Annotated in this window: 12 protein-coding genes; all 12 read left to right on the top strand. The window is 62.3% G+C overall.

Translation table 11 applies throughout. The annotated features are described in order from the left end of the window. Window positions 1-67 precede the first annotated feature (67 nt). Window positions 68-1,840, top strand: coding sequence for a type VI secretion system baseplate subunit TssF (gene tssF / locus C7H10_RS18580; RefSeq protein WP_061331937.1), 1,773 nt, complete (start codon window positions 68-70; stop codon window positions 1,838-1,840). Continuing rightward, complete coding sequence (gene tssG, locus C7H10_RS18575; RefSeq protein WP_072676012.1) at window positions 1,804-2,820, top strand: type VI secretion system baseplate subunit TssG; 1,017 nt, start codon at window positions 1,804-1,806, stop codon at window positions 2,818-2,820. The genes tssF and tssG overlap by 37 nt, the downstream gene beginning before the upstream one ends. Window positions 2,821-2,837: 17 nt before the next feature. After that, entirely contained in the window at window positions 2,838-4,172 is a 1,335-nt protein-coding gene (gene tagH, locus C7H10_RS18570; RefSeq protein WP_106696053.1) for a type VI secretion system-associated FHA domain protein TagH, read from the top strand. Beyond that, window positions 4,169-4,702, top strand: a complete 534-nt coding sequence (tssJ, locus tag C7H10_RS18565) for a type VI secretion system lipoprotein TssJ (RefSeq protein WP_058090742.1) — start codon at window positions 4,169-4,171, stop codon at window positions 4,700-4,702. The genes tagH and tssJ overlap by 4 nt, the downstream gene beginning before the upstream one ends. Then, window positions 4,702-6,036 carry a type VI secretion system baseplate subunit TssK gene (tssK, locus tag C7H10_RS18560; RefSeq protein ID WP_061331933.1) on the top strand — a complete coding sequence of 445 codons (1,335 nt, stop codon included), beginning with the start codon at window positions 4,702-4,704 and terminating at the stop codon, window positions 6,034-6,036. Before tssJ ends, tssK begins: the two co-directional genes overlap by 1 nt. Before the next feature lie 3 nt (window positions 6,037-6,039). After that, window positions 6,040-6,861, top strand: coding sequence for a type IVB secretion system protein IcmH/DotU (gene icmH / locus C7H10_RS18555; protein WP_106696052.1), 822 nt, complete (start codon window positions 6,040-6,042; stop codon window positions 6,859-6,861). Beyond that, window positions 6,827-9,514, top strand: a complete 2,688-nt coding sequence (gene tssH / locus C7H10_RS18550) for a type VI secretion system ATPase TssH (RefSeq protein WP_106696051.1) — start codon at window positions 6,827-6,829, stop codon at window positions 9,512-9,514. The genes icmH and tssH overlap by 35 nt, the downstream gene beginning before the upstream one ends. Before the next feature lie 249 nt (window positions 9,515-9,763). Beyond that, complete coding sequence (locus tag C7H10_RS18545) at window positions 9,764-11,329, top strand: sigma-54 interaction domain-containing protein (RefSeq protein ID WP_106696116.1); 1,566 nt, start codon at window positions 9,764-9,766, stop codon at window positions 11,327-11,329. Beyond that, on the top strand, window positions 11,326-11,967 hold the full coding sequence (gene vasI, locus C7H10_RS18540) for a type VI secretion system-associated protein VasI (RefSeq protein WP_106696050.1): 642 nt from the start codon (window positions 11,326-11,328) through the stop codon (window positions 11,965-11,967). Before C7H10_RS18545 ends, vasI begins: the two co-directional genes overlap by 4 nt. Window positions 11,968-11,977: 10 nt before the next feature. After that, window positions 11,978-13,420, top strand: a complete 1,443-nt coding sequence (gene tssA / locus C7H10_RS18535) for a type VI secretion system protein TssA (RefSeq protein ID WP_106696049.1) — start codon at window positions 11,978-11,980, stop codon at window positions 13,418-13,420. Window positions 13,421-13,444: 24 nt separating this feature from the next. Continuing rightward, on the top strand, window positions 13,445-17,038 hold the full coding sequence (gene tssM / locus C7H10_RS18530; RefSeq protein ID WP_106696048.1) for a type VI secretion system membrane subunit TssM: 3,594 nt from the start codon (window positions 13,445-13,447) through the stop codon (window positions 17,036-17,038). A gap of 102 nt (window positions 17,039-17,140) precedes the next feature. Then, the coding region (gene tssI, locus C7H10_RS18525; RefSeq protein WP_146136836.1) for a type VI secretion system tip protein TssI/VgrG at window positions 17,141-18,288 on the top strand (1,148 nt) is incomplete at its 3' end.

Below are 18,288 nucleotides of genomic sequence, written 5' to 3'. Positions count from 1 at the left end.
TCTTTTGGAAAGGCCTACCCACACGCTGGCTCGGAGCTAGGCAAAGAGCAGACAAGGTTCAGTAAAGATGAAGTTGAACAGGTTCTACAGGGATGAGTTGAGCTTTCTGCGGTTGCAAGGCAGGGAATTTGCCGAGGCACATCCGCAGCTTACCCGCTTTTTGTCCGAACAAAGCACCGACCCGGATGTGGAACGGCTGCTCGAAGGCTTTGCCTTCCTGACCGGCAAATTGCGGGAAAAGGTTGAGGACGAGTTTCCAGAGCTGACCCATTCCCTGCTGAACATGCTCTGGCCCAACTACCTGCGGCCGGTGCCCAGTTGCACCATCATGCGCTTTGACCCGCAATTGCACGCCATCAGCGAGCGGCAAACCGTTGAGCGCCATACCGAAATCAAGAGCCGACCCCTGGGCGAAGCCAGCCGCCAGACCCAGTGCCGGTTCCGTACCTGCCGGGCGGTCGATATCTTCCCGGTCAGCGTGGCCGATGCCCACGCCGAGCATTCCCGGGAAGTGTCTTCGGTCACCGTCGACCTGGGACTGCACACAGACCAGCCGTTGAATGCTTTGGGCCTGGGCAGCCTGCGGTTCTATCTGGGCGGCGATAACCACACCGCCGAAACCCTGTACCTGTGGCTGAACCACTACCTCACCCGCATGGAGCTGGTGGTGGGCGACAATGTATACAACCTGCCGTCGTCGCTGTTGCAGCCGGTGGGTTTTGCCGCCGATGAGGCGATTTTGCCGTATCCGAAGAACGCCTACGCCGGGTACCGCATCATTCAGGAATACCTGAGTTTTCCCGAGGCCTTTCGGTTTATCGACATCGCCGGCCTCAAGTCCCGGTTGCCGGCGGTGCAGGCCGATGAGATCAGCTTGCGTTTTCATTTCAGCCGGATTCTACCGCCCGATGTTCGGGTCACCCGGGACTCCCTGCAGCTCTACTGCACCCCGGCGGTCAACCTGTTCAGCCACGAAGGCGAGCCGGTAGATCTGAACGGCCGGCAGACCGAGTACCGTATTTCACCGTCCAGCCGCTGTCCGGAGCACTTTGAAGTGTTCAGCATCGAACAGGTGGAAGGCTGGCTTGAAGGGCGTTCCGGCCGGGGGGAACCTCGGCTGTACACCGCGTTCGAGAGTTTCCAGCACGAGGTGGAGCGGGACCGTGGCCGCACGGCGCTGTATTACCGGGTTCGCACCCGTGAAAGCGTGCGCGGTGATGGCTTTGATCACTACATCTCGTTTGTCCGGGGCGACGAGTCCGAATGCATGAACCGCCAGGAAGCGGTGTCGCTGACGCTGACCTGCACCAACCGGCAACTGCCCCAGCAGCTGGCCGTGGGTGAGATCTGCATGGCCACCGAGACCACCCCGGCGTTTGCCTCGTTCAGCAACATTACCCGGCCCACGGCCACGCTGCGGCCAACGCTGGACGGCAGCCTGTTGTGGACGCTGATTTCCAATCTGTCCCTGAACTACCTGTCCATGCTGGATGTGGATGCCCTGCGCACCGTGCTGCGGGTATACGACTTTCGAGCGCTGGTCGACCGACAGGCCGAGCGGGTGTCCCAGAAACGGTTGGCGGGCATCAGTGAGATCACCACTCAGCCGGTGGACCGCATGGTTCGTGGCTTGCCGGTGCGAGGTATTCGCTCGGTGCTGAAGCTGGATCAGCAGAATTTCGGCAGCGAAGGGGATCTGTACCTGTTCGGAACGGTACTGAGCCAGTTTTTTGCGCTTTACGCGAGTATCAATGCCTTTCACCAGCTGGAAGTGGTGAATACAGACAATCAGGAACGGTACACATGGACGTTACAGCAAGGTCAGCAGCCGCTGATGTAGCCGGGCTGGAACCTGTCCTCGGCAACGCGCGGCGTTACAGTTTTTTCCAGTTGGTGGATCTGATTCACCGGCACCATGGCGACGATCTGGAAAGCTCCGGCAGCGGCGAGCCCCGCCAGGAGCGTATCCGGTTTTCGGCCTCGGCCGGCCTGGGCTTTCCGGGTAGCGATGTGGTCTCGGCCCTGTCGCCGGAACACGAGCACGCGCCTTACCAGATGGAAGTGAGCTTTCTCGGCCTGCACGGCTCCCAGTCGCCGTTGCCGGGCTACTACCTGGAGGACCTGGCCTGGGAAGCAGGCCAGAACCTGGGAGTGCGCCGTCACTTTCTGGACTTTTTCAACCACCGGTTGGTCACCCTGTTCCACCGGGCTTGGCGCAAGTACCGGTACTACGTGCGGTTCCAGCCCGGCGCCAGCGACGGGTTTTCCGAACTGGTGTTTTCCCTGGTCGGTCTGGGTGACAGCCGCTTGCGGGAAGCCACACCGGTCAACTGGTCCAAGATGCTGGCCTACGCCGGCCAGATGGCGGGCCGCAGCCGGTCGCCGGAAGTGGTCAGTGGCATTGTCGCACACTGTTTCGACCTGGAAGACGTCAGCATCGAGCAGTGGGTGTTGCGCAAGGTGGCCATCGGGCAAGACCAGCAAACGCGGTTGGGCCAGGCCAATGCCAGCCTGGGCCAGGACACCCTGGTTGGCTCCAGCATCCGGGATCGCAGCGGCAAGTTCATCCTGCGCCTGCGCAACCTGAGCCGGCAGCGCTTTGCGGATTTCCTGCCCAACGGCCGGGACCATGAGCGCCTGGTGAAGCTGGTGGAATTCACCACCCGGGAGCAGCTGGCCTACGACCTGGAGCTGCAAATGCGGCCCAAGGATATCCGGCCCATGCAGCTGGGTGAGGATGTGCGCCTGGGCTGGAATTCCTTTGTGACACCGGACCGGGCCCGTGAACGCCCGGCGGTGCGCATCCAGATACGACGATAAGGCAAGGAGCCAGACAGGTGTCAAACCGGACAGCAGCATTAACCCTGGTGATCATCAACCCGACCGAAACCGGCGGTGGTGCCAGCATTGAACACAGTTTTGGTACCGGTGGCGGGTCGATTGGCACGGCGGCCAACGACACCTGGCGGTTGTCGCCCCATCGCACCGGCGCCGTAGCCGGCCATGCCGAGGTTCGCTTCCTGGATGGTGGCTTCTGCCTGATTGACCGCAGTGGCCGCACCTACATCAACAGCAGCAGCCAGCCTGTGGGCCGGGGCCGCAGGGCGCGGCTGAATCATGGTGACACCCTGACCATCGGCCGTTACCGGATGCGGGCAGAGCTGAACGGTGATGCGGTTGACCGCTCAGAGCTGGAAGAAGGCTCCGGGCAGGACCGGCAGCTGGTGGATGTGGAGGAAGATTCACTGTTGCGGGCAGAAACCGGTCAGAGGATGCCGGATGGCCGGGAACCCCTCGAGGGACTGCATACTCCGGCGGGAGAAACGATGAGTGACGACCCGCTGGCGCCCTGGCAGGAAACGGCCCGTCAGCCTGCGGAAGAAGCCCCCGAGCTGTTGGCCAGTGACCAGTCCTGGTTTGCCCGCTCGGCCGAGGTCAGCGATGAATACCGGGAGAACCGGGATGTGGCCATGGGCCTGCCAATGAACCGTAACGCCCGCAAGAACGGGCACGACACACGGGAGCGACAGGGAATGTCAGAGTTCAGGGAACACAGCCGGGAAGCCAAAGACACCAGCCGGCAACACATCAGCGGTGCCCCCCTGATGCGAGGTATGGAAGCCGACATTGATTTTGCCGACAGCGATGAAATGCGGTTGTTCCTGGAGGAAGCCGGCCAGACCCTGAAAGCCACGGTCGAAGGCCTGCTGGCCCTGCATCAGGGTGAAGATTCGCGGCACCGGGCCCTGCGCACCCGCCTGCAGCCGATTGAAGACAACCCGTTGCGCCTGGGTGACGACTACACCGGCACCATGCAGACCCTGTTTGCCGCCGAGCGCAGCCCGGTGCACCTGTCTGCTCCGGCTGCGGTTCGGGAAAGCCTGGAGAGCCTGAACCATCACCAGCAGGCCACCCGTGAAGCCATTCGGGAAGCCCTGGAAGCCATTCTTTATGCCTTCTCGCCGGAGGCCCTGTTGCGCCGGTTCCACGGCTACCGCCGTGGCCTGCAAGACAACGAAGACGAAGGCCGTTGGGCCTGGAACATGTACCAACACTATTACCGGGAACTCAGATCCAGTCGTCAGCAGGGATTTGAACGCCTCTTCCAGGAGGTGTTCGACCAGGCCTACGACCAACACTTGCGCCAATTACAGAGGGAGAGCCTTTCATGAAGTACTGCAAATGGAGCTTGCTGGCTATTGTCATGCTGATGGTGGGGTGCAGCACCCCGTACAACGCGGTGACCAAAACCGCCAAGGTGTTGTGGGACCCCGATATTCCCGTGGGCTATCCGGAAGAGCTGCCCAGCAAGGTGGCGCTGACCATGCTCGCTGAACCGGATGTAAACCCGAACGAATCCCTGGCGCCCACGCCGATTGCCTATCAGATCATCGAGCTGCGGGACAGCTCCCTGCTGATGGCCGGCGACTTTGATCAACTGTTGAACGACCTGGAAAAGTCCCTGGGCCGCAACTACGTGGACCACAGCGACTACACCCTGGTACCGGGCCAGTTCAAGTACGTGGCACCGTTCGAGATCAGCAAGGACACCCGGTTTATCGGCGTTATCGCCTTCTATGCTTACCCGAACCTGTCCCAGTGGAAAAAGGTCATCCGGGTGGATCCGGTGGGCGACACCTACCACCTGCTGGTCAACCTGCGTGAGCGGGAAGTACAACTCAGACGTTCGGAAGATACCTGATGGCAGCTACCAATCGAGTCGTCTGGAGTGACGGGCTGTTTATCAAGCCCCAGCACTTCCAGCAGCAGCAACGATATCTGGAACACCAGATCAACGAGCGGGCGCTGGCGGTCTCGGACTACCTGTATGGCTTCAGTGACCTGGAGCTGAACGCCGAGTACCTGAGCTTTGGCCGGGTTGGCCTGGTGCGGGCTTCCGGACTGTTTCCGGATGGTACCCGGTTCAATCTGCCCCAGGACGATGTGATGCCGGAGCCCCTGGAAATCACCGATGCGTCGGTGGCCAATCAGGTGGTGTATCTGGCGCTGCCCCTGGGCAGCGATACCCTGGCGGAAGTGGAGTGGCCGGATGCCCCGGTAGCAGGGCGTTTTCGTGCCCAGACCGTGGAAATCCGGGATCTGCATTCCATTGATGGCGACGCCCACAGCATCGATGTGGGCCGGGTTGCGCCGCGCCTGATGCTGGAGCGGGACGATCGCAGTGCCTATGCCTCGGTGGCCATCGGCCGGATCCTGGAAAAACGCCCGGATGGCAGCCTGGTGATGGACCCCAACTTCCTGCCCACCATGCTCAGCGTCCGTTCAGCCCCGCGCTTGCAGCGGTTCGTCGGCGAAATGGCTGGCTTGATGCAGGAGCGGGCCCGCAACATCGCCGAGCGCGTAGGTGCGCCAGGGCAGGGCGGTGTGGCGGATGTGTCTGACTTCATGCTGCTGCAGATGCTGAACCGGGCGCACCCGAAATTCATGCACCTGGCCCGGCTGCGCCAGCTGCATCCCGAGCGCCTGTACGAGGCTCTGCTTGAGCTGTGTGGCGAGTTGGTGACCTTTACCGACGAAAGCCGGCTGCCCAAGGAATTCACCCCCTATGACCACGACCTGCCGGAAGCCTGCTTCAGCCCGCTGATGCAAGTGCTGCGACAGGCCCTGAGCACCGTGCTGGAACCGAGAGCGCTGTCGATCACGCTGCAGCAGCGCCAGTACGGGCTGACGGTGGCACCGGTGCAGGATGGACAGATCATCAAGGATGCCGAATTCATCCTGGCGGTGAAGGCCGACATGCCGCTGGACGACCTGCGCAAGCAGTTCACCCAGCAGTGCAAAGTGGCGTCGGTGGAGAAGATTCGCGACCTCATCAGCCTGCAGCTGCCGGGTATTCCGTTGTCGGCTCTGCCGGTGGCGCCGCGCCAGCTGCCGTACCACGCCGGCTTTGTTTACTTCCGGCTGGACGACCAGAGCCAGGCCTGGCAAATGCTCGACAACGCCAGTGGCTTTGCCTTCCACGTGGCCGGCAGCTTCCCCGGGCTGGAAATGCAATTCTGGGCAATCAGGAGCTAAACCATGGCAGGTGCACCGGTAATGGACAGACCAGACAACACCAGGGATTCGGGTGACAGTGCATTCAGTGACCTTCTGTTTGCGGACGCCGGCAACAGTGGCTCCCGAACCGAATTCGACAACGCCGGCTTCCAGCTGCGAGGGCTGGAAGAAAACCGCCTGATCGACGCCGCCACGCCACTGCTGGGCCTGGTGATCCGGGTCCGCCGGCTGGCGGATTTCCGGGACGTGGAAAACCTGTACCAGCAAGTGGTCGACGAAGTGGCGGCCATTGACCGGGAGCTGATCGAGCAGGGCTATGAGCGCCCGACGGTGGTGGCCTATCGCTACGTGCTCTGCGCCTTCATTGATGAAGCGGTGCTGGGCACCGATTGGGGCGCCCATAGTGTGTGGTCCCAGCACTCCCTGCTGTCCCGCTTCCACAATGAAACCTGGGGTGGGGAAAAGGTGTTCGCCATCCTCGCTCGCATGGAAAAGGAGCCAGCCCGCTACCGCGATATGCTGGGCTTCATCTACCTGTGCCTGTGCCTGGGTTTTGAAGGCCGTTACAAGGTCATGGAGAACGGCCGGGATGAGTACGACCGAATTGTTCGCGGCCTCTATGAGCAACTCCGTGAACTGCGCGCCGACCGGGACCCGCAGCCGCTGGCCGACGCCACGGAGAACGTAGCTCCGGCCCGCAACCGGCTGCGCAGCGGCCTGCCCCTGTGGGGTATTGGCGGCCTGTTTATTGCTGCCATGGCGGGCATTTACCACTTGTACAACGTCGCGCTGAACGAACGCATCAGGGATGTGCTCAGCGTACTGGACCAACTACCGAAATAAGGATATCACTGTGATTCGGGTAGAACTGCCGGCGCTGATCGGGCGCCTTAACGACATTTCACGCCAGGCCCTGGAAGCCTCCGCCGCCCTGTGCATCAGCCGCCAGGGCGCCGAGATTACCCCGGCCCATTTGCTGTTCAAACTGCTGGAAACGCCGTTCTCTGACGTACGCCAGATTCTGGAACACACCGGCATCAATCATCAGCAACTGCAGCCATTGGTGGGCGACAGCCTGAACGGCGAGCCGCAGACCGCCGAGCCTTATCCCTCGTTCTCGCCTTTGCTGGTGGAACTGATGCAGGACGCCTGGCTGCTGGCCTCCACCGAGCTGGGCCACACCGAACTGCGTTCCGGCGCCGTATTCCTGGCCCTGCTGATGAACGCCGACCGCTACTTGATGCCCCGGGTGGCCCAGACCCTGGTAGACATCAACCGGGAACAGTTGCGCAAACAATTCGACCGCCTCACGGAAGGTTCCGTCGAACGCCCGCAGCTGACGGAAAACGGCTCTGCCAAGCCTGTGGCGGATACCGACATGGACCCGCTCAAGCGTTACGCCACCGACTTCACCAAGCTGGCCCGGGAAGAAAAGTTGGACCCGGTGGTGTGCCGGGATGCAGAAATCGACCAGATGATCGACATCCTCTGCCGCCGCCGCAAGAACAACCCCATCGTGGTGGGCGACGCCGGCGTCGGTAAAAGCGCCCTGGTGGAAGGCCTGGCGCTGCGCATTGTCAACGGCGACGTGCCGGACCGCCTGAAAACCGTCGAACTCTGGACCCTGGACATGGGCGCCCTGCAGGCTGGCGCCTCGGTCAAGGGCGAGTTCGAGAAGCGCCTGAAAGGCGTGATCGAAGCGGTCAAAGGCTCCGTCACCCCGATCATTCTGTTCATCGACGAAGCCCACACCCTGATCGGTGCCGGCAACAGCGAAGGTGGCTCCGACGCCGCCAACCTGCTGAAACCGGCCCTGGCCCGGGGCGAGTTACGCACCATCGCTGCCACCACCTGGCGCGAATACAAGAAATATTTCGAGAAAGACCCGGCCTTGAGCCGCCGCTTCCAGCCGGTCGCCCTGGACGAGCCGACCCCGGGCGAAGCCGTCCACATACTCCGGGGCCTGCGTACTGTCTACGAAAAAGCCCATCAGGTACTGGTCGCCGACAGCGCCCTGAAAGCCGCCTCGGAAATGTCTGCCCGTTACCTCGCCGGCCGCCAATTACCGGACAAAGCCATCGACGTAATGGACACCGCCTGCGCCAGGGTCAGCCTGAACCTGAGCACACCTCCGCGCCGTCTCAGCCACGTGCGCAGCGAGTTGCACCAACTGGCCATGGAACAGGACCTGCTGAGCCGGGAACATACTCTGGGCCAGAGCGTTGACGCCGAGCGGGAACAGGAACTTGAACAACGCATCGCCGACCTGACCGCCGAAGCCGAAGCCCTGGAGCAAAGCTGGAACGACCAACGCGACCTGGTGGCCCGGCTGGTCGGCATCCGCGAACAGCTGTTGCTGGGTGATGTCGAAGCCGAAACCGCCGCTGACGCCGCTGTTGAGTTGGCCGAGAGCGATCACGAAGAACGCCCGGACCTGAAAAGCGAAGCCGCCGCCATCGAACAGGAACTGGCCGAGCTGCAAGCTGATGAACCCCTGGTCCATGCCCGCGTGGACGCTCGCCAGGTCGCCGAAGTCATCGCCGACTGGACCGGCATCCCGGTCAACCGCATGACCACCGACGAGCTGGAAAAAATCACCCATTTGCCGGCGTACCTGCAGGCCCACATCAAAGGCCAGGACACCGCCATCGACTGCCTGCACCAGCACCTGCTCACCGCCCGCGCCGACCTGCGCCGCCCCGGCCGCCCCATGGGCGCCTTCCTGCTGGTAGGCCCCAGCGGCGTCGGCAAAACCGAAACCGTGGTGCAACTGGCCGAACTGCTCTACGGCGGCCGCCAGTTCCTCACCACCATCAACATGTCCGAATACCAGGAGAAGCACACCGTCTCCCGCCTGATCGGCTCACCCCCAGGCTATGTGGGCTTTGGCGAAGGCGGCATCCTCACCGAAGCCATCCGCCAGAAGCCCTATTCCGTGGTCCTGCTCGACGAAGTCGAAAAAGCCCACCCGGAAGTCCTCAACCTGTTCTACCAGGCCTTTGACAAAGGCGAACTGGCGGACGGCGAAGGCCGGTTGATCGACTGCAAAAACGTCGTCTTCTTCCTCACCTCCAACCTCGGCTACCAGACCATCGTCAACCACGCCGAAGCACCGGAAAAGATCGAAGAAGCCCTGTACCCGGAACTGGCCAACTTCTTCAAACCTGCGTTGCTGGCACGAATGGAAGTGGTGCCCTACCTGCCGCTGGGTGAAGACACCCTCAACCGCATCGTCGGCGACAAACTCCAGCGCCTGGCCGACCAGATCAAAGCCCGTTACCACACCGATGTGGAACTGGAAGACGGCCTGGTAGAAGCCATCCGCAGCCGCGCCACCAGAAGTGAAAACGGTGCAAGGATGCTGGAGTCGATCATCGAAGGTGAGCTGTTGCCACCGGTGTCGCTGGCGCTGCTGGAAAAACTGGCGGCAAGAGAGCCGGTGACCAAGGTCACTCTTGGAGTTAACGAAAACAAATTCACAGGAACAGTCGCCTAGCGTGGAAACTCGCTGAAAGTAGCGCACTGCGGGGTTAAGTCTTCCAAAACCCTGCGGAGCCATGGATGGCGGAGCGGAGCCTACAGGGACGTATTCACGGCGTGTTTTGGAAGACTTAACCCCGCAGTGTGCGGGCGCCGAACGGCAGCGGAGCGTACAAGGATGTATTCACAGCGTGTTTTGGAAAGCTATCCCCCACGGTGTGCGGGCGGCGATCTCCATAAAGAAGGAACGATAGCAATGGGACGGATGCAGAAGGAACTGCACACCGGCATAGACCTGGCGGTGGCACTCATCAAACAGGACACCCTGCCTGCGTTGCTGAACACCGCCACCAGCCAGCTCCAAAAGGCCTTCGGCCTCACCAAATGCTGGGCCCTCGAACTCGACCTCAGCGGCCGAACCCTCCACTGTGGCCAACTAGGCGACACCAGCGAATTCGACTGCAGCGACTTCAGCCACCCGTTTGCCCATGTACTGCAAACCGGCCAGCCCAGAGAGCTTACCCGCGCCGCCAGCTACCGCCTGGACCACCCCGGCTTCCAGACCCTGTTCGACGCCAGCGACCGCCCCAGAAGCCTCTGGCTTGAACCCCTCGCCGGCGAAGACGGCCGCACCCTCGGCATCCTCGTTCTTTGCAGCGACCACCCAGACTGGCAAGGCATCGTCGGTCAGCCCCTGTACGCCGGCATCAAACAACTGCTGGTACACCAGTGGATCAGCCAATTGCAAACCCGCGACCAGGTCTGGCAGCGGCGCATGCTCAAACGCTCCCTGGACCACCTGCACGACGCCGAAACCCTGCGCCAGCGCTGTGAACAACTGGCCCACACCCTGGTCGGCAACTCCGAAGCCATGGTGAACCTCCGGGCCCAGGTGGTGCGTGCCGCCGGCAGTCAGCTGTCCGTGCTGATCCAGGGCGAAACCGGCTGCGGCAAAGACGTGGTCGCCCGGGGCATCCACGACATGTCCGACCGGGCGAATGGTCCGCTGGTGGTGGTCAACTGCGCTGCCATCCCGGACACCCTGCTGGAAAGCGAACTGTTCGGCCATACCAAAGGCGCCTTCTCCGGCGCCGACCAGGCCAAAGAAGGCCTGCTGGCCCAGGCCAATGGCGGCACCCTGTTCCTGGATGAAATCGGTGACATGCCCATGGCCCTGCAGTCCAAACTGCTGCGGGTACTGGAAAGCCGCCAGTTCCGCCCCCTGGGCGCCCGGGATGAACAGCACTCCGACTTCCGGCTGGTGGCGGCTACCCATCAGCCCCTGCAGGAAGGCATCGAAGACGGCCGCTTTCGGCGTGACCTGTTCTATCGCCTCAGCCAGTTCCCATTGCGGGTTATTCCGCTGCGCGAACGCACGGAAGACCTGGAAGCCCTGAGCCGGCATTTCATTCGCCTGTACACCGAACGCGAAGGCAGTGGCCCATTGGGTATCAGCAGCCACGCGCTGCACACGCTGGCTGGTTACAACTTTCCCGGCAACGTGCGGGAACTGCGCAACATCGTGGAATTGGCTTGCCTGCAAACGCCCGCCGGCGATGACATCCAGCCGGAAGTGTTACGCCTGGATGACCTGTTTGCCGATCCAGGCCCGGCCATGGATGCCAGCGTTGAACCGAAAGCCATGGTGGGGGTTCCGGTGGCGGATGACATCCGCGACCTGAAAGCCGCCGCCCAGGCCTTCGAGGCCGCCATTATCCGTGAACGACTGCGCCAGTACGGCGGCAACCGTGCCCAGGCTGCTGAAAGCCTGGGCCTGCCCAAACGTACCCTGGCCCATAAATGTCTGAAGTATCAGGTAACTGACGTATGACCCTGAAAGACCGAATCCAACCCGGGCTGCTCGGCCTGGCCATGGTGCTGGCCAGCACCGTCACGCTGGCCGACACCCGCCTGGCGGAAGCCGAGGCCTGCACGGCCGAAGCCAACCGGCTCGACCGGCTGGCCTGTTTTGATGAGGTGTTTGCCACCCCACTGGCCCGTTACGAGGAAGGTCGGCGGGTGCCGGAGGTCAACCAGTCCGAACGCTGGCGCCGGGCCTTTGCCCAGGCCAGTGGTGAGGATGCGTCCGGGGTGACCTATCGGGATACCGGTGCCGCGGCTGGCCACTTGGTAACCGTTTCCGCGCTGGGCGTGCAGCCTCCGCGACCAGTGCTGGCACTGCAGTGCCACAACAACATCACCGAATTGACCGTCATGCTGCCGGAACCCATCAACCGGGAGCGGGTGGAGGTGGCACTGGGGCCCGAGCGAGCCTATTGGCGGGTACGGGATGACGGCCTGGTGGTCAGTGCCGGCCGGGGCTTACCGGCAATCCGCATAGTGCAGCAAATCGTCGGGCAGCCGGACGCCCGCATTCACGCCGAAGCCCAGGAGCTGGATGGGTTGCTGTTTGATCTCTCTGGTTATGCAGAAGCGATCCGGCCACTGCGTCAGGCCTGTGGCTGGTAAGGGGGCAACGATGCAGGTTATTGAACAACACCCTTACGTTGAACAGGTACTCGGTGCGATCCCGGGGGAAAGCGGCACCGGCGACAGCCTGGCCGAAGACCCGGTCCTGGAGTTCCTGGAAGACGAAGTGATGAAAGTGGGTTCTCTGGCCCACAACGACATCGACTGGAACAAGGTAGAGAGCGAGGCCCTCAAGCTGCTGGCAGACCGCAGCAAAGACATCAAGGTATTGGGTTTTCTGATGCTCAGCCTGCAGCGCAGTGGCGACGGCGAACGCTTTGCCTTGTCACTGTACCTGTTGCATCGGGTGTTGGATGGCTGGTGGGAGAACGCCTGGCCCTATCCCGGCGCCAAGGGCCAGCGTGCCCGAAAAATGCTGTTTACCCAGATGCTGCAACGCGCCCTCAAAGGTGTGGAGAGCCTGAATTTTGATGCCAGCGTGGGTGATGGCCGCCAGTACTGCCTGGACCTGATCGACAAGCTGGATGACCAGGCCAAAGCCAAAGACCTGCCGGGTGACGCCTTGTTTGATCTGAAGCGGGCGGCAGAGAAACTGCCCAAACCAGACCAGCCTGGCAGCCAGGCCAGTGCCGGGGAGCCTCAAACCGCTCCGAGCCAGCCGGCAGCGGCGGTAGTAAACAAGCCGGCGGCTACCACTGCCGCAAGCGCCTCACTGGGCAACCTGACACTGGACCCGAGTAATGAGCGGGCGACCCGCCAGAGCCTGCTGAAAGTGGCTGAACTGCTCACCGGCACTGAGCCGGACAACCCCTTGGGTTATCAGATGCGCCGCCATGCCATCTGGCAAAGCATCACCAGCCTGCCGCCCACCCGGGATGGCAAGCGAACAGACCTGGCTGCTGTGAGTGCAGACCGGGTGGCGGAGTACAAGGAAAGTCTGGATAAAACCCCGGATAACGAACTCTGGCAGCGCATCGAACAGAGCCTGTCGGTCAGCCCGTTCTGGCTCGATGGCCACTGGCTCAGTGCCCGGGCGGCGATGGCGTTGGGCCATAGCGATTGCGCCGAAGCCATCCGGGAAGCCCTGAAAGCCTTTGTGGAAAGGCTGCCGGAACTGGCAGAGCTGACCTTCAATGACGGCACCGCCTTTCTCAGTGACGATGCCGCGGACTGGATGCATACCGCACCGGCGACGGTCAAAGGCAACGGCGGTGGCGCCAACCCCTGGGAGCAGGCGCTGGACAGTGCGGTTGAACTGGCAAGGCAGAGCAAACTGCCGGCGGCACTGGAGCTGCTGGAACAAGGCCTGGCCGATGCCCGGGAGCCCCGGGAACGGCTGTACTGGCGTCTGGCCAGTGCCAAGCTGCTGAAAGAAACCGGCCTGAAAGCCATGGCCGCGCAACAGATTCAGGACCTGCAAGGGCAGGTCCGAGGCCTGGTTCTGGAAGACTGGGAACCCGGCCTGATCAAACAACTGGAACGACTGGCGTAACGCCCGCACGCATCAAACGCAGGAATGGAAACCATGTGGAGAAAAGCCTTACTCATTGGTCGTTGGCTACTGCCTCATCTTCGTAACGCCGCACCGGTCACCCTGGCGCTGGCGGTCATCGCATTGCTGGTGGCCACCTGGTGGCTGGGCCCCCGCCTGGAAATTGGCGGAGAGTACCCGTTGATGGCCTGGCAGATGCGGGCCCTGGTGACGCTTGGTGTGATTTTGCTGGTGGTGGTGTTCTGGGGTATGGCCCTGGCTCGTCGGCTGGGCAAGGTGAATAAAGCCAAGGCCGAGGAGCAACAGGAACAGGAAGATCCGATCCTGCCTATGGAACGCCGGCAGCAGCGCTTGCTGGACCGCCAGTTGCAGGCCCTGAAAAGCAATCTGCCCGGCCGCAAAGGCCTGTACCGCCTGCCCTGGTACCTGGTGATGGGCCTGGAAGATGCCGGTAAGACCAGCCTGATTCAGCGGGCAGGGCAAACCTACACCCTTACCAACGTTACCCGAAATAACCGGGGCGACCGCAATCCCTTCGGTTTTGACTGGTGGATTGGCGACAACGGTGTACTGATCGACCCGGACGGCGAACTGCTGAGCCAGAACCAGGGCGAGGGCGCTACCGGCGAAATCCAGAACCGGCTGTGGAACCATTTTATCGGCTGGCTCGAGCGCAGCCGTCCCCAGCGCCCGCTGAACGGCGTGATTCTGGCCGTGGATCTGGCCCGCCTGAGCACCGCCAATGACCAGCAGCGGGAAGCCCACGCCATCCTGCTGCGCACTCGCCTGCGGGAGTTGATGGAACAGCTGGGTTCGCGGCTGCCGGTGTATGTCACCTTTACCAAAATGGACCTGATGTACGGCTTCGCACCGTTCGTGCGTACCCTGTCAAAAGCCGAGAAAGATAAGGCGCTGGGTTTCACCTTCCGACTGGATGGCCAGCAGGATCACGATCAGTGGCTGGAACAGTTCGCAGATCGCTACAACGACATGGTAGATGAGCTGAGCCAGCGCCTGCCGGATGTCCTGGCGGACACCCGCGACAACGAAGAGCGGGCCGCGGCCTACTCGTTCACTCGTCAGCTGGCGGGCCTGAAAACCACCATGGAGCAGTTCCTGACCGACCTGCTGTCAGCCGATGCCTTCTCCACCCCGGCCCTGGTTCGCGGTACCTATTTCACCTCGGTGCTGCAGGAAGGTGTGCCGGAAGATGCCTTTGTCTCTGCCGCTGCCCACAATTACCAGATGACCAGCCCCATCCAGCCAGCCCAGCGAGGCGGTCAGTCGGTCAGCCTGTTTACCAAAGGGCTGTTCCCGGAGGTGATCTATCCAGAGGCGGGCCTGGCGGGCGATAACCGCAAGGTGGTCGGCAAACGCCGTCGCAAAGTCGCTGTGGCCGCCGCCGTGGCGGTGTGTGCCGGTGCCGGCATGACCGCCGGCTGGCAGCACTATTTCATCAAGAACGCAGACGCCGCCGCCCAGGTGGAAAACCGGGTAAACGCCTTTATCAACAACTGGCAGCCGGTGGGCTACGAGCCCGACAGCACCGGCCGTAACCTGCTGCAACCGCTGGATGAATTGCGCGAGGCCACCATGGCGTTCGGCGACTACCGCAACGAGTGGAGCCTGGTAGCCGATATGGGCCTGTATCAGGGCCACAAAGTGGGGCCGGAAGTGGACGCCGCCTACCTCGACATGCTGGCCTACCAGTACCTGCCTGCATTGATGTTTGGCGTGATGGAAGAAATGGGCCGGGCACCTGACAACAGCACCGAGCGCCTGGAACACCTGCGGGTGTTGCGCATGCTGTACGACGCCAGCGGTCGGCGCAGTGACCTTGTCGCCGCTTACATGCGAAGCTACTGGCAGAACCGTTTCCCCGGCCAGCGGGAGGTGCAGAACCGTCTCTATGGCCACCTGCAATACGCCATGGCCCACACCAACCTGGCCGGCATGGCGGCCGAGGGCGACCAGACCGCCACCATGGCACTGGCACCGTTCCGCAGCAGTGTGCAGTGGGCGCAGCATGAACTGGGCCGGATCAGCACGCCAGACCGCGTGTACCGTGATCTGCAGGTGGAAGCCAACCGGGAATTCCAGGCACCGCTGGAGCTGGCGCGCAGCTCCGGGCCAGCCTTCTCCACCGTGTTCACCCGCATGGACGCGTACGGTGAACCGCTGGGCGATGAATTACCGTCCGCAGAGGATCCATTGTCCATCCCTGCGTTGCTGACCCGCGAAGGCCTGGAGAAGTGGTTCCTGCGCAAATCCGGTTCGGTGACCGAACTGGCGTTGGTGGATGCCTGGGTATTGGGTCGGCGCAATGATGTGGATTTCAGCAAGGCGGACGAGGCAGAGCTGCTGGCCAGCCTGCAAACGCTGTATGCCGAGAATTATGCGGAAGCCTGGCGCACCGCCGTCAGCCGGCTGGATGTCCACCGGTTTGAAGACCTGAACCACGGCGTGCGCATTCTGGAAAGCCTGACCAGCGGCCACGAACCCCTGGCCCGGTTCCTTGGCCAGGTCCAGAGTAATACCCGCCTGATCCCGGTGGGTGACGGTGAAGCTGAGGCAGCCCGAAAACTGCTGGAACAGTCGCCCCATTTCCGTATGTTGCAGGATATCGAGCGCCAGTTCGCCGACCTGAACCGGCTGACCCGCAAGCAGGGTGACCAGCCTTCTGGCCTGGATGAAATCATGCAGGTGGTGGGTGAACTGCATGAATACCTGCGCAACATCCAGGAGTCCCCGGATGCCGGCAAAGCCGCGCTCAGCGCCGCCCGTGCCCGCATGGGCCTGCAGGGGGCAGACCCCATCTTCACGCTGCAGCGCATGGCCAACCACCAGCCGGAGCCACTGAACCGCGTGCTCAACCGACTGGCCACGGAAAGCTGGCGCGTGGTGCTTGACCGTGCGGTGGCTCAGTTGGAGCGCGAGTGGTACCGGGAAGTTTACCAGCCGTTCCAGCAGAACCTGGCCCGGCATTATCCGTTCACCGCCGGTGCCGGTCGCGATGCCGCACTGCAGGACTTCGAGCGCTTCTTCGCCCCGGATGGCATCCTGGAAACCTTCTACAACGACAACCTGAAACTGTTCCTGGAAGACCATCCCGAGCATGTGGGCGACGCCCGCCGGGCCAGCCTGGTGCGCCGGGACGTGGTGGCCTCTCTGGATCGCGCAAGGCAGATTCGCCAGGCTTTCTTCACCCGCAGCGGCACCCTGGACGTAGAATTCGCCCTGGAACCCCTGAACCTCACCAACAACAAGCGCCGGGCGGTGGTGAACATCGACGGCCAGCTGGTGGAGTTCTCCCACGGCCCACGCCAGAGCATACCGCTGGTTTGGCCCAACACCCTGCGGGATTCCGTGGAAAGCCGCATCACTCTGGTGCCGATTCAGGTCAACCGTTCGCCCCGAAGTATCTCGGAAAGCGGCCCCTGGGCGCTGTTCCGGTTGCTGGATAAAGCGGAAATTGCCGGCGTCAGCAGCAATGCCGTGGATGTGAAGTTCACCGTGGACGATGGTGAGATGCGATATCGCCTGCATGCGGCCAGTAATACCAACCCGTTCACACAGCAGCTGCTCTCGGGGTACCGCATACCCCGCAGCTTGTATTAAACTGTGTCCCGTCGCCCGGGCTTGAATGCCCGGGTTGACCGGAGCTTGCACCTGGATGGTGCCGGCTGAAACGGAAATGTTCATTCTTCAGGGACCGAAGTCATGCCCCAGGCAAGCGGATTGCAGTTCACCGCCCGTGTAGGCGAATTCCCCTCAGATCACTTTTCGGTAGTTGGCTTTAAGCTGGCCGAACAGCTGTCTTCCTTGTTTCATGGCCGGTTAGAACTGGCGAGCACCGACCCCGATGTGGCCGCTGCTGACGTTCTGGAACAACCGGTGGACCTGGTGGTGTGGCAAGACGGCCAGCCAGTGCGGCGCTTCACCGGCGTGGTCAACGAATTCGTCCGAGGCAACACCGGCCACCGCCGCACCGCCTATCAAATGGTCATCCAGCCCCCGGCCTGGCGCCTGGACCTGATGCACAACAGCCGCATCTTCCAGACCCAGACCACCGATGCCATCGTGCGCACCCTGCTGGAAGAGCGGGGCATCATTGATACGGTCTTTGACTTCAAGCGCGCCCCCGAAGAACGGGAATACTGCGTCCAGCACCGGGAAAGCGACCTGCAGTTCATCAACCGCCTGGCCGCCGAAGAAGGCTGGCATTACCGCTACCAGCACGGCAGCGTGGATGGCGAAGAACAACCAGCATTAATCATCGCTGACCACCACGGCGACGCCCCCAAGCTGGACCCGGTGCCCTGCAACACCCAGGCCGGCGGCAGCAGCAAACAGGCCTGTGTGTTCAGCTTCGCCTACGAAGAGCGCATCAAAGCCGCTTCCGTGGCCATGAAGGACTACACCTTCAAGAACCCCGCCTACGCCCTGATGCACGAGCACAGTGCAGGTGAGGTAAGTCACCGTGAAGACTACCAACACTACGATTACCCCGGTCGCTACAAGGCCGACGCCAGTGGTCAGCCCTTCACCCAGGCCAGACTGGACGCCCTGAGAAACGACGCCTCCCTGGCAAAAGGCGAAAGCAACCGCCCGGACTTCACTCCCGGCGCCAAAGTAGAGCTGCAGGACCACGACAGCCAGAGCCTGAACCGGGAATGGCTGCTGACCGCCATCACCCACACCGGCAAACAGCCCCAGGCCATGGAAGAAGAGGGTGGCAGCGAACCCACCAGCTACCACAACGACTTCACCGCCATCCCGGCCGATAAAACCTGGCGGCCAGTGTGTGAACACAAACCCATGATGGACGGCCCCCAGATGGCCATCGTCACCGGCCCCGAGGGTGAAGA

This window comes from Marinobacter shengliensis, assembly GCF_003007715.1.
GTDB lineage: Bacteria > Pseudomonadota > Gammaproteobacteria > Pseudomonadales > Oleiphilaceae > Marinobacter > Marinobacter shengliensis.
Note: the sequence above shows the minus strand (reverse complement) of the source record. Positions and strands in the feature narration are given on the sequence as shown.

Bases quoted from the DNA above. Each gene is read 5' to 3' on its own strand.
- tssJ (WP_058090742.1), top strand. From the start codon at position 4,169: ATGAAGTACTGCAAATGGAGCTTGCTGGCTATTGTCATGCTGATGGTG.
- tssK (WP_061331933.1), top strand. From the start codon at position 4,702: ATGGCAGCTACCAATCGAGTCGTCTGGAGTGACGGGCTGTTTATCAAG.
- tssH (WP_106696051.1), top strand. From the start codon at position 6,827: ATGTGCTCAGCGTACTGGACCAACTACCGAAATAAGGATATCACTGTG.
- tssM (WP_106696048.1), top strand. From the start codon at position 13,445: ATGGAAACCATGTGGAGAAAAGCCTTACTCATTGGTCGTTGGCTACTG.
- icmH (WP_106696052.1), top strand. From the start codon at position 6,040: ATGGCAGGTGCACCGGTAATGGACAGACCAGACAACACCAGGGATTCG.
- vasI (WP_106696050.1), top strand. From the start codon at position 11,326: ATGACCCTGAAAGACCGAATCCAACCCGGGCTGCTCGGCCTGGCCATG.
- C7H10_RS18545 (WP_106696116.1), top strand. From the start codon at position 9,764: ATGCAGAAGGAACTGCACACCGGCATAGACCTGGCGGTGGCACTCATC.
- tssF (WP_061331937.1), top strand. From the start codon at position 68: ATGAAGTTGAACAGGTTCTACAGGGATGAGTTGAGCTTTCTGCGGTTG.
- tssA (WP_106696049.1), top strand. From the start codon at position 11,978: ATGCAGGTTATTGAACAACACCCTTACGTTGAACAGGTACTCGGTGCG.
- tssG (WP_072676012.1), top strand. From the start codon at position 1,804: ATGGACGTTACAGCAAGGTCAGCAGCCGCTGATGTAGCCGGGCTGGAA.